The organism is Streptococcus sp. OH4692_COT-348 (assembly GCF_003859975.1).
Taxonomy (GTDB): Bacteria; Bacillota; Bacilli; order Lactobacillales; family Streptococcaceae; genus Streptococcus.
On the sequence record NZ_RQZB01000006.1, the window covers coordinates 1 to 16,157 of the forward strand.

Here is a 16,157-nt window from a genome sequence, read left to right on the forward strand (position 1 = left end):
GTTTAGCTGGAATAACTGGTTTAATCGTTACAACTGGTTTAGTTGGATTAGCTGGTTTAATCGTTACAACTGGTTTAGCTGGAATAACTGGATTAATCGTTACAACTGGTTTAGTTGGAATAACCGGCTTAACTGGTGCAACTGGTTTGATTGGAATCTCTACTTTATTAGCCTTAAGTTTTACAGCCGTCTCTTTTAGAGCATTGATTACTGCATTAATTTCTTCTTGACTAGCTTCTGCATTTTCCAAAAGTAGCTTAGCTTTGTTGAAAATAAGATTATATGCATCTTTCTCCTCTTTGCTAGCTGCCAAAAATCTTGGATCTTTGTCTTGGAACTTCACTTCATCCACGATAACATTTTTTAAGCTCATGAAATCTGTTTCTTTCCCATTCAGCTGGTCTTGTGCTTTCAAGAAAGCGGTCAATAGACGGTCGATTTCATCTTGAGTTATCAAATCTTTTGTAATTAATAATGCCAAGAGTTTAAATTCACGATCATATTGACCTTTGCGTTCTTGATCAGAATTTATATATTTACCTTTTTTAACTGTCTCAGCATATGCTTTAATAGCATTCTTCAATGATGTGATATCAGATTCCTTACCATCCAATGTTTGCATAGCAGACTCTAAAGCCTTAACAATTTGGTCAATTTTATCTTGGTTAAGTTTACTTCCCAATGCTAGTTGCGCATCTTTGACACTTTGATCAAAAATTTCTTTTAACTTCTGTTTTGTATTATAATATCTCGGAGTTTTAACTACTTCCATTTGTTTATTTAAAGCTGCAATCAGAGCTAACTTAGAAACAACTGAAAGTGACAAAACATTATTTTTACCAAACAGAACTTTAAATGGTTGAAGATTATCAAGTAATTCATAACCGTTTGATAGATTTACAAGAACTTTATACTCACCAGTAACTACTTTCTTACCATAAGAATGTTTACCATATGTTTCAGCTGGCAAGACTTGACTCTGACCGTCTTCACCTACTAAAGTAATCGTTGTAGTTCCAGGAACAGCTTGATTAAATCCAACCGTTACTGGGGCATATTTCATTTTGTTAGCCAAGAAGGTAATAGTTTGAAAACTATTTTCTTTCGTTAAATCAAATTCCTTAGATAGAGCACTCACAAATTTCAACTCTGTACGGTCATAGCTAAAAATTTCCGCAACATAATGCCCAAATTTCAAGAAATTAATATCTTTTGACTTATCAACAGTTACATATTGTCCTTCGCTATTTTTAATGCGATAAACATAAGTTGTATCAATCTCATCGTTGGTTTTATTGTTTAGTATAGCAATTTTTACACGACCACTATTTTCTTCACCTACAAGATCTTTGAGAGATATAAAATCTACATTTCCCGCAAAGTCTTCTACATAATAGAAGATTTTCGATTTATCAACGTTCTTAGGAAGTGTATAACTACCATCTTCATTTTGTTTGATAATTTGATACTGTTCGATTTCTGAATCTGTCGCCTCTCTATTTTCAGAAGGACGAATATAAAAGACTTTTTCTAGAAGAATTCCACCATTTCCTACATCCTGAGGTTTGCGAGCTATAAATTGTTCTTGTTCTTCTTGAGAACGAATATATCCCGAAGTAATCAGAGGTTTTTGTGTGTCGATTTGAATTTTAAATATTGTGTATTGTTCCTCAGCTCCAGGGACATCTGGCTTATAACTAATAACATAGTCATAAATTCCATCAGAGACTCGATTTCCATTAGAATCCTGTCCTCCCCAAGCTGTTTTATCTACAATGTAACTTCTTGGATTTCTAGTATCACCATCAAAATAATTTTTTACAAGGTCTGTTGGACGACTTTGCCAAATAGGTTGACTGTGTGTTGTATCCGAAGAATCATAAACTGTTGCACGAAGATTTACCAAATTTCTATAGACAAGAGTTTTAAATTGAACAGAATCTTTATTACCATCCTCATTTGGCGAGATAGCAAGGCGGATGTTCCCCTTTTCATCTAATTGAAGATGGTATTTTCCTTCAGCATCTTGTTTCACTCCGAGTACAGTCACTCGATTTCCTTGACGCTCTGCTTTTAAAACATTTACATCATTTTCAGAACTTGTTAAATAAGTTGCATCGTCTGAAGGTGAAATCCCTGGATTATCTTTATCAATTTCAGAGTAAAATCCACTGTTTCCTTCCTTAATCAATTGATAAATTGGTTTTTCAATTGCAGGTAGATTCTGGAATTCTCCCTTAAATCCCATAAATGGTAAACCAATAACAGAACCATCATCTGCAGGATTGACAAATCTAACAAATCCTTCTAGAAAATATCCATTTGGCATTATTTTGCTAAGTTCTTCAGTAAACTTACTTGTATCTACACTAACTGTTACTGTCTTCGTACTATGAGCTTTCACAGTTACTTCAGGCCAAACTGTTTCAGTTAGTTTTCGTGGACGGAGAGTGAATTTCCCTTCGGCAACTTCGTCCGTATTTGTATTTACAATCATCTTCAATGTTTGGTCTTTATCCGAAATATTATGAATTGTAACTTCAAAGGTAAATTTATCACCAACATTGCCAAGAGTAACACTTGGATAGTTATTTGTACCTGTTACAAATAAATCTGTGCTTGTTGCCGCCATCGTGTCAACTACGCCCGCACCTTGCTGACGTGGAGAAGTATAGGCTCCAGTTTGTTTATTAAAATGTGGTTTTGCAGTAGACATAATTAAAGCTTTTACAATCTCTGAAATTTGACTAGCTGATAATTCAGGATGTTTTTTCGCTAAATATTCTTTGACTAATGCTGCGACACCAGCTACATGAGGGGCCGCCATACTTGTTCCACTGATACTTCCATAGCTATTGTCGTTAAATGATGAATAGATATTTCCACCAGGTGCAGTAACATCTGGTTTCAATTGTCCATCAGTTGTAACTCCCCAACTTGAAAAATCTGATAATTGGTCTGCAACGTCTGATTTACGATTATCCATCTTGTGATTAAAGACAATTTTATACTGACCAGACTTAAGAATTTCACCATAATGTTTTGAAATAAAGACAGATGGGATTTTCTTAGCATCACCTGTAACAGACATACTAACATTTGCACCTTCAACGTTGTTATAAATTAAAACTCCAGCTGCACCGTGTTTAAGAGCATTTTTAATCTTATCAGAAAAATGAATTTTACCACGTTGAATCAGTGCTAACTTGCCTCTTACATCAATATTAGCAAAATCTTCTTCACGACCAATACCCGCTGCTACATATTCGTATTCTTTCCCTTTTTCAAAATCTTTTTCTGTTTCAGGTCTATTAAAATCAAACTTACCATAATCAAGGGTAGCGTCATTTTCTAAACCTTTTACTTCAAAGACTTCAGTAGTTAGAATTTTATTATTAATCGAAGCAACAGAAATTGAATCTTCCACTGTAGAGGGATTTCCGACGAGACCATAATCAGGATTTGCTGCCAATGGTTGTGAAAAACCTCTACCGAAAGTATTACTATTACCAGCAGCAATAACAACAGATACTCCTTTAGCACGTGCTCTTTTTACTGCATCAATGATATCTGAACCTGCATCTACCGTTGAACCCGCACCTGCACCCAAACTCATATTGATCACATCTGCACCTAATGCAACAGCATCATCAATAGCTTTTACATAGAGGGCAGAGGCTGTAGTTTTATTTCTGTCTGAAAAAACTCTCATAAACATAATTTGAGCTTCTGGCGCCACCCCATAAACCTTCTCAGAATTTGGGGCTTTATTAACAGGATTTCCAGCTACAATCCCAGTAACATGCATTCCATGAGACTCTTTTTCAGCCTCTTTTATATTATCAGTTCCATCAAAGTAATCATAAGCATATACTACTTTATCACTGTACCATTTCCCATAGTCAATACCAGCAGCCTTTTTAGCTTTTTCGATATCATCCTGATTTTTAAATTTCGCCTTTGACGGATCAGAAATACGCAAAACCTCATGATTCAAATCAAGACCTGAATCTATAACAGCGACTACAGTTCCTTGTCCTTTATGTCCTGCTTCCCAGGTTTTAGGGACAGTAATAATTTCATTACTGGAGATACTGTTTGGCTTTTCTTTCTGTCCAGCTTGAGATAACGACTGTGATTGGATGCTTTCCGAAGAAGAATTACTTTTCACTGCTGATTCTTCCTTCTTCTCTTCACTTTTTATAGCAGTCGTTTCTTTCTGTGTGGTTACATTCTTGTCTGACTTATTATCTCTATATTCTATAGAATCATCTTGTTTTAATGACTCTGTCACTTCTGTTTTTTCCTTCGAAGAAGAATTTAGAGCATTCTTGTCAGCCGTGACTGGCGGTGCGAGCTTATTTGAATCATCTAATTTATTAGTCGTTACAGCATGTGTAACTTGATTGGATGTTTCAAATTTTTCCTCATCGGCACTAACCTGTGCGAAAGTAAATCCGAATGCAAAGACCGTTAGCAGAAAAATCGTTGCTACTTGGTACTTTTTATGGCAAAAATCTTTGCAATCTCCCATAAAATCACTCCTTTTTATTTAAATTAAAAGTATTATATACTAAATTATCAGAAAATTCTATCAAAAACTTATTTTGTAACAAAATTGTAATATTAACCAATCCTCTTACGAGATTTAAGCATAAAAAAATTTAGTCTCGAGTGATACAAGACTAAATTTCTTTATTGAAAAATTACTTGCTATTTAATTGATCATTCAACAAAAATCTTACTGATCACGATCATAGAATAGTTCATGTGCTTTCAATCGTGAATTAAGCATTTCAGGAACTGTGACAAAGTGATATCCTTGCTCTTTTAGATAATCTATAATCTTTGGTAAAGCATTCACTGTTTCAGCATGGATATCATGCATTAAGATAATCGAACCATTACGAACTTGACGTTGAATCTCCGTCAAAATAGCTGCTTCATTCTTACTCTTCCAATCCAAACTATCCACATTCCACATAATAAAACTCAAATCGAGACTATTGCGAATGTCGTCTGTAATAGCTCCATAAGGCGGTCGCATGAGTTTAGAACTAGAACCCAAGACTTTAGTTATCGCATCCTCAGTATCAGTAATTTGTTTTTTAGCTTCATCAAGCGAAAGTTTTGAAAGCACTGGATGGCTCCAACTATGGTTTCCAATGACATGGCCATCTGCTTTCATGCGTTTCAATATCTCTTCATTGCCAGAAACATTCTTACCTAAAACAAAGAAAGTTGCCTTGATACCATACTTAGAAAGTGTATCTAATGCTTGATTTGTCGTCGCAGGATTTGGTCCATCATCAAAAGTTAAAGCTACTACTTTTTGATTTTTCTTTTCATAATAAGCCTTATAAAGTTCGGCATCCTTATCTAATAAATAAGAGGATTGTACCACATCAAAGAAACTGGATACTGGCAAGGCAATCTCATCTATGTTTTCTACTGCCTGGCTTGGGTAAAGGATAATTTGACTATCCTTGTAATCAAAATTCCATGCAGACAAATCTTGATCAGAAAAGCTTTTAACAAGCTGATCAATCTTTCCTTGTTCTAATTTCTTATCCTTTAAGAAAGATGTGAGTTCTTTTAGCAATATCTCCTTTGCCTTACTAGAATCTGAAAATAATTGATCCAGGGTAAATAATTTACCATCCTCAGTCAAATATACTTTTCTAAAGGAAGTTTTCTCTGTCTCCTCTACCTTAGAATTAGACAAATCATAGATTTGCTTGCTTATACTGTGTGTGATAATTCCCTTTAAAACTGAATCTAGTTTCTCTGTATAATAAAAAACAAGGTTATCTTTATCTTCTAATTTATCTTTAATATCCTGATTAATCTTATCTTTTATTGAAGGAATAATCTCATTTCCTTGGAGGGGATAATAAACAATAATCTCAGTCTGTCCCTTTTTAAAGCTTTCCTTCTGACTTCCTTCGTTGAAAAGTTGATCTTTCTCATTTTTAACGGTTTGGATAGTTTCTTCAAAGGTATATTTTTGGAAAATCTTATAGCCGATTGCACCGCCTAGGAGAATCATCGCCAATCCCAAAATTCCTACAAAAACGAGTAAAATACTTCTCTTTTTAGCGTGACTACTACGCTTTGTTCTATTTTTCTTCATATTTACATGATATCAAAACCAAGCATTAATTTCAATGATAAACAAGTAATCTCATGACTTTTGAGCAAAGAAAAAAGCTTAGAATAAACTAAGCTTTTTAGAAACGAATCGTCTCACGTGTTTTCTCATAAGAAGATACAAAACGATTTGTAACACCAGGCTCTGCAACTTCCAACGCTTGCGAAATCTTATCAAATGAAGCATGATAATCAAATTCTTTTTCAAAAATTTCTAGTGATTCATTAAAGGCTTCTTGAATTCGTTCATCAAATGAGCGGTAACGGTTCGAATACTGTAGCAATTGTTCTGTCAATGTTGCATATTGAACAATATTATATGTTTCTGCTTCGAGTGCTTCCATGTCATTTGTTGCAATTTCAAGAATTCGATTTACTGATTCAACATCAACGAGTTCTTGCTCTAACTCTGACATTAATTCTTCTGTGTTATGACTCGCAGTGAAGAAGATTTTCAAGAAACTTTGTGGAATTCCTGGTAAATTTCTCTTTTCCATATAACGTTTGATCGTATGCAAGCGATTCACATAAACATTTGCTTTTTGACGAGCATTAATGTCATCTTTTTCAACCTCCGCAAGACGTTGGCTAACAGAAATCTGTTCATCTTCAATCTCTTTAAGTTGGCTTTGGAGAGCTTCTAATTGCTCCTCCAAAACAGAATATGCTTGAGTTGGTTCTGACTGATCTTCAATAACATCCAGAATTGCAGTCTCAAGAGCAGATAAATCAGCTTGAATACGACGAACATGACTCGCATCTGTTTCTGGCAAAAGATAAGTCTGGCTCAAACGTTCAAGATCCTGAACAAGGACTTTATTATTTTCCTTCACATGATTGAGATAGGTTGGAAGTGTTGAAAGAAGACTTTCAACAACTTTCTGAGCAGCAATTTCACGAGTAAAAATATCGTAAAGTAAATTAATTTCTTCTTGAATTTGAGTATTTTCATACTCTGCATTATCCAATTCCAATTGACGAATATTTTCTTGATTCTTTTTCAAGGATTCATACAAGAGTTGGAAACGTGACTCGATATCTGTTTCTATGAAATGGTAATTAGCATCTAATAATTTACGGTAACCTTCTTCCAAATCTACTAACTGATCAGGTAAAGTACTTGTCAGAGTTGTTACAAGACCTGGAACACGGTCAACAATATGTGTTAAAGCAAGAATATGATTTTCAGTAGCATCCAGAATAGCTGCTGCTTCAACTGGGTCTCCCGAAGAATTCAAGGTAACAAATTGAGAGAATTCAGATTGAATGTTTTCCAATTGCCTCTCAATTTCTGGAAGAGCTTGTCCATATTTCTCTGAATCTTCTTCTACAGTATTTTGAAGCGATTCAAACAAATCTAAAGCATGTAAAACACGTCCACTATTTTTAGACTCTTGTTTTTCAAGTTCAGATAAGGCATTACGAATTGATGTAATATCTTCTTCAATCAAATCAATTTGACTTTCAATTTGATCAATCTTATGTGTTGCTTTAAAGAAACGGAAAGAATTATTATAACTTTCTGCCTCGAAGATGTTATTTTCAATATCAGCGAACGAATTCAAAGATAAGTCTACCCATTTTTGATTCCATTCACGAAAGGCCACTTGGCTTTGACCAATCAAATGCATATTTTTTACTGCTTCGACCTCATCATTAACAGGAAGATTATAGAGCTGTTCTTTTCTTTCTTCAAGACCTGTTAATCTACTTACGTTTCGCTTGCGTAGAAAAATAGCTGCCACATAAGCCAGAATCAAAATGACTGCAATCGCAACCATTAGATAAATTAGTTGTCCATTAGACATATTAAACTCCTTTTATACTAGAAACAATCGTAATGATTATATCATATTTTTTAAACCATGGGAACCATTTCCCATTTTTTAAACGTCAAGTGTACTATAGACAGCATTTTCTTCGATAAACTCACGACGAGGCTCTACTCGATCCCCCATCAACATATCAAAGATTTTATCTGCTTCTGCAGCATCATCCACAGAAACTCTAGCCATCAAACGGTGTTCGGGATCCATAGTTGTTTCCCACAACTGGTGATCATCCATCTCACCCAAACCTTTATAACGCTGAATGGTTGGTTTGGCACGACCTTCACTGTGGCGTGCTAAGGCTTCTTGGAGTTTAATTTCTTGATCTGCCCCTGGCTGGATATATTCTTTAATCTCGCTTCCAACCTTGACACCATAGATTGGTGGTTGGGCGATATAAACATAACCAGCTTCTAGAATTGGTTTCATATAACGATAAATCAAGGTTAAAAGAAGGGTACGAATGTGAGCACCATCGACATCGGCATCGGTCATCAAAACGAGTTTTTGGTAACGGGCTTTTGAAACATCAAATTCTGCACCAAATCCTGTTCCCATCGCTGTGAAAAGACTGCGAATTTCTTCGTTAGCTAGAATCTTATCCATACTTGCCTTTTCAACGTTCAAAATCTTACCGCGAATCGGAAGGATTGCCTGAAATTCACGGTTACGACCAGATTTGGCTGACCCACCAGCTGAGTCTCCTTCGACGATGAAGAGTTCTGTCTCTGCAGGATTGTTAGAAGAACAGTCCGCCAGTTTTCCTGGAAGGTTAGAAATTTCCAAACCAGATTTTTTACGGGTAACTTCACGCGCACGCTTGGCAGCCACACGAGCCTTCGCAGCCAAAATACCTTTTTCCACGATACGTTTAGCAATCTGTGGATTTTCCATGAGGAAATCAGAGAAGGCATCACTGAAGAGACGATTGGTAATCTTGACCACTTCGCTATTCCCCAGTTTTGTCTTGGTTTGTCCTTCAAACTGCGGATTTGGGTGTTTAACTGAGATAACTGCAGTCAGTCCTTCACGGACATCTTCTCCTGTTAAGTTATCTTCATTGTCTTTCAGTAACTTATTCTTCCGAGCATAATCGTTGATAACACGAGTCAATGCTGTACGGAAACCCTGTTCATGCGTTCCACCTTCATGTGTATGAATATTATTAGCGAAACTCATAACATTTTCATGGTAGCCCGTTGTGTACTGCATGGCTACTTCAACTGTGATATCCTCCATCTCACCATCTGTATAGATTGGTGTATCAAAGATCACATCCTTGTTCTCATTGATATATTCAACGTAACTAGCAATCCCACCTTCATAATGGTAATGCTTGGTTTGTTCCAAACCTTCGCGCTTATCTGTGATGGAGATTTGAAGACCGCGATTTAGAAAGGCCAACTCTTGAATCCGTTTATTTAATTTATCAAAATCAAAGGTTGTTGTTTCCGTAAAGATTTCTGGGTCTGGTGTAAAGTGAACTGTTGTTCCAGTTTTATCTGTATCCCCAACCACCTCAAGGTCTGCGACAACATGGCCACGACGGTATTCTTGGTAATGAATCTTACCATTTTTGTGGACATGAACGTCTAATTGAGTGGAAAGGGCATTAACTACTGATGACCCTACTCCGTGAAGACCACCTGAAACCTTGTAGCCGCCACCGCCAAATTTACCTCCAGCGTGAAGAACAGTAAAGACAGTCTCAACGGCAGGTCGGCCTGTTTTTTCCTGAATATCGACTGGAATACCACGCCCATCATCGACAACAGTAATCGAATCATCTGGCTCAATAAAGACTTGGATATGGTTGGCAAATCCTGCCAAGGCCTCATCAATTGAGTTATCAACAATTTCCCAGACTAGATGGTGAAGACCTTCTTTTGAGGTCGATCCGATATACATCCCTGGACGCATACGAACAGCCTCTAGGCCCTCTAAAACTTGAATTTGACTGGCATCATAATCTTGTGCCTGCAGATTTTTGATTTCTTCTGTCATCTTTTTCCTTTTTCTTACATGTCTAATACTTGTCTTAAATTCACGATACTAGTAAACAAATGGGTAGCTAGTCCTGCAGCTTGCCCGGCTTCGATATCAATCGGTCGATCACCAATTACAAGACCAGAGCTAATCTGATAATTTTCTCTTAAATACATCATGGACTCAGGATCTGGTTTTCTCTTAAAGCCTGAGTTAGAAGTCACCACTTCTGTAAAATAAACCGCTATAGAGGTTTTTTCTAAAATTTCCAAGACCTGGTCATTTCGATGAGAGACTAAAAAATGACGCCCACCTTGATTTGAAATGTCTTCCAATAAGTCAGAAACTCCATCAAACAAAATCGGATGTTCTAGCTCTCTGGCTTCATTTTCCTTGTACTTTTCTAAAAAATGCTCTAAGTTGGGAGCGAATGTCTCAATCGCAAAATCAGTAGAAACCTTTAAAGCCTGATAGACACTGTCATGGTCTTGTGTGATACCATACAGCGCTAAAGTTTCAACAAATGCAGCTGTTGAAGTTTCATAATTATCCAGTAAAGTTCCACCTAAATCCCAGATGTAATCGTGATATTTCATACCCTTCATTATAGCATTTTTTTATGAAAAAAGCGATGATTTCCTAGATTTTTCCAAGTAAAAAAACGAGAGAACAACTCCCGTTTTACTGTTTTTTACCAAATACATCTCGATAGAGCATTCCTGTTCGTAAACTCTCTGCGTCTCCTCCTAATTGCTCCACCAACTCGTAGGCAAAAGCAAGGGCTGTTGAAGGGCCTCGACTGGTTGTCAAATGACCATCTACCACTACTGTTTCCTTGACGTAATGACCATCAAGGATTTGCTCTTGAACGCCGTCATAGCAAGTGTACTGCTTATTTTTCAATAGCCCTGCTTGATTGAGGGCAATTGGCGCAGCACAAATGGCTGCCAGTTTTTTCCCTTCTCGTTCGAAGCTTTGCAATTCTTTCATCAAGGCCTGATTATCACGTAAATGTGCAGAACCAGGCATGCCGCCAGGAAGAACAATCATATCATAGGCTGATAAATCTCCATCAAAGACACGATCTGCTCTTACTTGGATTGCATGCGAACCTGTTACTTGCTCCTCAAAACCAACCATATCACAAGTGATATTGGCACGACGCAAGACATCTACAACTGTCAAAGCTTCAATTTCTTCAAAGCCCTGAGCTAACATAACTGCTACTTTAACCATGATTTCCTCCTTATTTGATTCGTTTTAATACAACTTTTTTTCGCTTGAATGGAACATTTCCACTCTTTTCTTCAGCTAAATTTGTCTGGTAACTCATAGATAAAAGCAAGCCAACACCAATTAAGTTACTAATAATAGCCGACCCCCCTTGAGAAATGAACGGCAATGGAATCCCAGTCAAGGGAAGTAAGCCTGTCACAGCACCGATATTTTCAAAGATATGAAAGAGTAGCATCATGATAAAGCCAGTCGAAATATAGGTATAGAACTGGTTATTTGATTTTAATGTTATCTTTAGCATACGATAGATGAGAAGCAGATATAAAGCGATAACAAAAACAGAACCGATAAAACCAAAGTCTTCAGCAATAACAGTGAAAATCATATCTGACTCTCGAACCGGAATCAGAAGATTCGATACATTGAATCCTTGACCAAACAAACCACCACTACCAATCGCAATCTGCCCTTGAGCCTGCTGATAAGTGGTTGTTTGGGCAAAGTCAAAAGGATTAAGCCAAGCTAGAATTCGATTAATTTGATAGGTTGGCATCCCAATCTGATGTAAGAAGGCACGCCCATCCTTACTCAAAAAAATTGCAAGAAAGCCGACTACACCAGTAACTCCTGTTGCAAAAACTGGGATAATAATTTTCCAAGAAACTCCTGACAATAAAACGATTCCTGAAAAGATAGCCACAAAAACCAAGGCTGTACCTAAGTCACTCTGAAGAGCTAAGAGAACTAGAATCGGAATAGTAAAAACAATCATCCAGCCTATCAATAGAAAATCCAAAGGAATTGTGCGTCGCCATTCCTTATGTTTTTGAGTAAATTGGACAATAATTCTTGCCAAAATCAAGATATAAGAAATTTTCATAAACTCTGAAGGTTGGAAGAGTGTTGCGCCCCCAATGGATACCCAGTTCTTAGCCCCAGTTGAAGCTACAAGACTTGGATTATAAAAAACCAGTGGTAAGACCATCAAAGCTAAACCAAGAACATATAGATAAGGGGTAATTTTCCAGAGAAATTCTGTATTAAAGAGCATGACCACAAAACCAATCACAAGCCCCAAGGCAATCCAGGCAACCTGCTGCCCTAAAATGGGTAAAATATTGTTCGGATAATCATGACTAACAGCTATATAAATAGTCACCACACCGATAACCAGTAGGAAAAATACTGGCAGGAGCAAACTATAATCGACTCTAGAGTCGAGAGAACGTTTCATATATTCACCTTTTCTCTTTCTTAGATTTTTCATTTTTGTTGTTTTGGAGGAAATCAATAACAGCAGAGGTAATCTGTTTCCTATTCACCTCTCTGATAGTTCTTTCCTTCGCTAAAGCTTGTCTAATCTGTTTACCATATCGTTTATGAACAACTCGACTATCCAGTATCACAGCAATGGAAGCTTGTTCCTCTTTTCTAATTGTTCTACCCAAAGCCTGTTTGAGACGAATAATGGCCATTGGCAACTGATAATCATAGAAAGGATTCTTCCCTTCCTGACGCAATTCATGATTTAATTTTCGTGTCAAAGGTTCTTGGGGATTTTGGAAAGGCAAGCGAGGAATTACTTGAATAACACAAGGATGGGTAGAAAAATCAACTCCCTCCCAGAAACTTCCTGTTCCAAGTAAGATTTGTCGCTCTCCTTTTTCAAAACGTTTCTTCAGTTGACTGGGTTCTCCATTTTTATATTGGGCTAAATGAGGATGGTCTAGTAAATCTGACACTGCTAACAGTAATTCTTTAGACGTAAATAAAACAAGCAAAGGCTCTTGAAACGCCTGTAAGGAATGGATAACTGATGTAACCTCTTCTGCATAATCTAAAGGAGAATGTTCAGTTACTAACGGAAAATCATTTACTAATAAAATTTCTTGTTGCTTCTGTTGTAAAGATTCAACTGTAATAAGTGGAGCTTCAGTAAATCCTAATAAATCCGCTAAAGAAACTCTATTACTGATTTCAAGAGTGGCAGATACGCCAAGCACTCTGCAATCTTCTGGCAATAAATCTGCTAGTAGCAAGCGACCTTTTTTACTTGAACAAATTAACACATCCTTACTTGACTTCTCAGCTGTTGCCAGCCAAAATTCACGGTCCGATGTAAAAAAGCGCGTCATATCTCTATACTCGGGAAGATTTAACTCAGAAAAATGCTGGCGTAAGTTTTCAAGAGAATCCAACCACTTGTCATTCTTAAGTCCTGAGTAAAACTGATTTATCAAATAGCGACATTCAAACCCAATACTCTCAAGCAACCGTCTCTGAATAAGATCTTTTTCTGTTTCCAAGGACTTTTCAACTTGTGTTACTAAATTATCGAGAAGATAAGACTCTTGGGCGAGGTTTTCAAGAGCAATCAGCATTTTTTGAGCTTCATCTATGATTACCAAGCGATTGTTGACAAACTCTGGATCGTCCTCTAAACGTGTTACCAAATAAGCGTGATTGGTTAACAAAAGGCGACTCGATTTAGCCCTATCTTGACTGCGTTTCCAGAAGTCCTCAGAAATAAATAAACTTTTTTTTGAAAGTTTTCCATCATGTACAAATTCAGGTATAAAATGTTGATAACGATACAGCTGCCCGATTTCATCTAAGTCACCTGTTTCTGTCTCTGTTAACCAAATCAATACTTGCATTTTAAAGCGTGTGAATAGGCGGTTAGACTCTGGCCTATGAAGTACTTTATAAAAATTATCGAGTTTCAAATAATTTTGAGGTCCCTTAAGACTATGAATATCAATATGAAAAGTATCTTTTAATCGACTTCCTTCTTCTTGCATAATTTGATTTTGAAGGATTTTGGTAGGAACACTAACAAGGATGCCACTTTCACTTTCCATGCTCAAAGCTGGCAGTAGGTAACCATAAGTCTTTCCAAGTCCCGTTTGAGCTTGAATAAAAGCAGTTTTCTGTTCTTTTAAAAGATGCTCAACTTTTTCTGCAAATTCAACTTGCTGAGGACGTTCATCCAAGTCTAACAAGGAAATATTTTTAGTAAAATCCTTAGATAGCTTACGTGGTTTTAAAAACTTACTTTTCTTTCTTAGAAAGAGTCCATGGAACTCCATCAAATCGTGAGAAGAAAGGAGGGACTGTCGCTGATATACTTCTTCAATCACTAAATAAGTTTCATAAAGGAGGTTATCCGCAAGATTTAACAAGGTTTCTAACAGTCCTTTTGGTAACTGAAAAAGTTTTTGACGCATAAAAAGCAAAAGCTCTGCTGTTGCTTGTGCATCAGAGAGAGCGGTGTGGGCGTGGTCTAACTTAATCCCTAACTCTTGACAGAGAATGCCGAGATTGTACTTTTCAAACTGAGGATACAAAACCTGTGCTAACTCAACGGTATCTACTCGTGGAGTTCTCAATTCATAACCTTCAAAAAATAAGTATTCTGCCAGAAGATTTGCATCAAACTGTACATTGTGCGCGACAAAAACACCATCCTTGACCAGTTCAAAAATCCTTCCAGCTACCTGTGAAAACTCTGGAGCAACTGCCAACCGTTGATCAGTCAAACCTGTTAATTCTTTTATATGAGAATCCAAGGGCTCATGGGGATTGACATCAGTCCCATACTGATCGACGATTTCGCCATTTTCAATCACCACAATACCCACTTGAATAATTTTTGCCTTGCTTCCGGTGCTAGTGGCCTCTAAATCAACAACCACATACCGATCAGTTTTCGAATTCATCATTAAAAATTATATCAAAAAAAGCCCTGTTTGACACCCCTCAACTTCGATAGAAAAATCTCTTTGCTTGAAAAAATTTTTATAAAATGTTTGAATAGTATTATACAGAAAAGGAGAAATAGGATGAACCCATTAGATTTGTTTAATCAAGTAAAAGAATTAATCGAAACAAAAGATTTTGAAGCTGCAAAAACATTTGTTGCAGAAAATCAAGAACAGCTTGGAGAATATTTCTCTCAAGCTCAGCAGTTGATTTCTGGTTCTGAAGGTCTAGATGGCCTCGTTGGAAAGATTAAAGGATTTTTCTAAAAGATATAAAGGCGCCTGAAACGATCAGGTGCCTTTTTGAGATATTTTTTTCATTATTTTGGGCAGATAAGAGCTGATTTCCGTCGGCAAGACCACATAATGTTCTTGAGATAGTTCTTGGGCTATGGCTGAATGAAGATGGGTTGCTACTGCCACACGTTCGTAGAGACTGGCCTGTCGGAATTGACCTACAAATCCTGCGATCATCCCAGCCAGAGTATCTCCCATTCCCCCAGTCGCCTGATAGGGACCGCCAACTTGTAACTGGTAATAATCAGATTGACCAACTTGCCAAATACGAGTAGCTGGACCTTTCTCCACCAAAATTGTTCCTTGAGGAAAGGAAGTCAGGGTACTAGCCGTTGCAGCTTCCTTTTGCTGTTCAATCGTAATTCCAGACAATTTTTCCCATTCTTTTTGGTGGGGAGTTAGGATAATCTGGCTCGACGGAAATGACAACTTGGTCTTAGCAAGAATGGTCAAGGCTCCTCCATCCACAATCAAAATCTGATTTTGATTTAGATTAGCAAAGACCTGCTTGATTAGGTCCTCTCCAAAAGTATCGTCTCTTAAACCAGGCCCCAATAAGACAATTTCTGCCTTCTCTATTTGCTCTTTTAATAATTGCTGGTCTTGAAGAGAAAAGGCCATAGCCTCAGGTAAATGGCTGTGCAGAGCTAAGATATTTTCCCTATCCGTTCCAACGGTCACCAATCCTGCACCGCTTTTTACAGCTGCTATAGCAGCCATGATGATGGCACCACCATAAGGATAAGTCCCTCCCAGTAAAAGTAAACGGCCATAATCTCCCTTATGGCTCAAACGAGACCGCTTGATAATGACTTTTTCTAGTAAGGCTTGATCAATCACTTTCATCGTTTTTTCCTCTCTATTCATTATACTATAAAGTCTATCCACCTTGCATCTT

10 protein-coding genes are annotated in these 16,157 nt (G+C 37.1%); 1 reads left to right on the forward strand and 9 read right to left on the reverse strand.

The window, feature by feature from the left end:
- From EII37_RS04555 to EII37_RS04590, 8 genes are all read right to left on the reverse strand, one after another.
- Positions 1-4,534: S8 family serine peptidase (locus tag EII37_RS04555; RefSeq protein WP_124787728.1), on the reverse strand; the 4,534-nt coding region annotated here is incomplete at its 3' end.
- Positions 4,535-4,741: 207 nt separating this feature from the next.
- Entirely contained in the window at positions 4,742-6,133 is a 1,392-nt protein-coding gene (gene pgdA, locus EII37_RS04560; protein ID WP_124787729.1) for a peptidoglycan-N-acetylglucosamine deacetylase PgdA, read from the reverse strand.
- Between the two features lie 97 nt (positions 6,134-6,230).
- A complete protein-coding gene (gene ezrA / locus EII37_RS04565; RefSeq protein ID WP_124787730.1) occupies positions 6,231-7,958 on the reverse strand; it encodes a septation ring formation regulator EzrA in 1,728 nt (575 codons plus the stop codon).
- A 78-nt stretch (positions 7,959-8,036) separates the two neighbouring features.
- Entirely contained in the window at positions 8,037-9,983 is a 1,947-nt protein-coding gene (gene gyrB, locus EII37_RS04570) for a DNA topoisomerase (ATP-hydrolyzing) subunit B (RefSeq protein WP_124787731.1), read from the reverse strand.
- A gap of 14 nt (positions 9,984-9,997) precedes the next feature.
- Complete coding sequence (locus tag EII37_RS04575; RefSeq protein ID WP_169435170.1) at positions 9,998-10,561, reverse strand: HAD family hydrolase; 564 nt, start codon at positions 10,559-10,561, stop codon at positions 9,998-10,000.
- An 85-nt stretch (positions 10,562-10,646) separates the two neighbouring features.
- A complete protein-coding gene (locus EII37_RS04580; protein ID WP_124787733.1) occupies positions 10,647-11,201 on the reverse strand; it encodes a DJ-1 family glyoxalase III in 555 nt (184 codons plus the stop codon).
- A 10-nt stretch (positions 11,202-11,211) separates the two neighbouring features.
- Positions 11,212-12,435 (reverse strand): FtsW/RodA/SpoVE family cell cycle protein, encoded by a 1,224-nt coding sequence (locus EII37_RS04585; protein WP_124787734.1) that lies wholly within the window; start codon positions 12,433-12,435, stop codon positions 11,212-11,214.
- 4 nt (positions 12,436-12,439) lie between these two features.
- Complete coding sequence (locus tag EII37_RS04590) at positions 12,440-14,920, reverse strand: bifunctional DnaQ family exonuclease/ATP-dependent helicase (protein WP_311766541.1); 2,481 nt, start codon at positions 14,918-14,920, stop codon at positions 12,440-12,442.
- Positions 14,921-15,043: 123 nt separating this feature from the next.
- On the opposite strand from EII37_RS04590, the gene EII37_RS04595 reads away from it, so the two are divergent.
- A complete protein-coding gene (locus EII37_RS04595; protein ID WP_001068558.1) occupies positions 15,044-15,229 on the forward strand; it encodes a hypothetical protein in 186 nt (61 codons plus the stop codon).
- 24 nt (positions 15,230-15,253) lie between these two features.
- On the opposite strand, the gene EII37_RS04600 is transcribed toward EII37_RS04595, so the two are convergent.
- The gene (locus EII37_RS04600) at positions 15,254-16,105 is read right to left on the reverse strand and encodes an NAD(P)H-hydrate dehydratase (RefSeq protein ID WP_124787736.1); all 852 of its coding nucleotides are present in this window, start codon (positions 16,103-16,105) and stop codon (positions 15,254-15,256) included.
- Positions 16,106-16,157 lie beyond the last annotated feature (52 nt).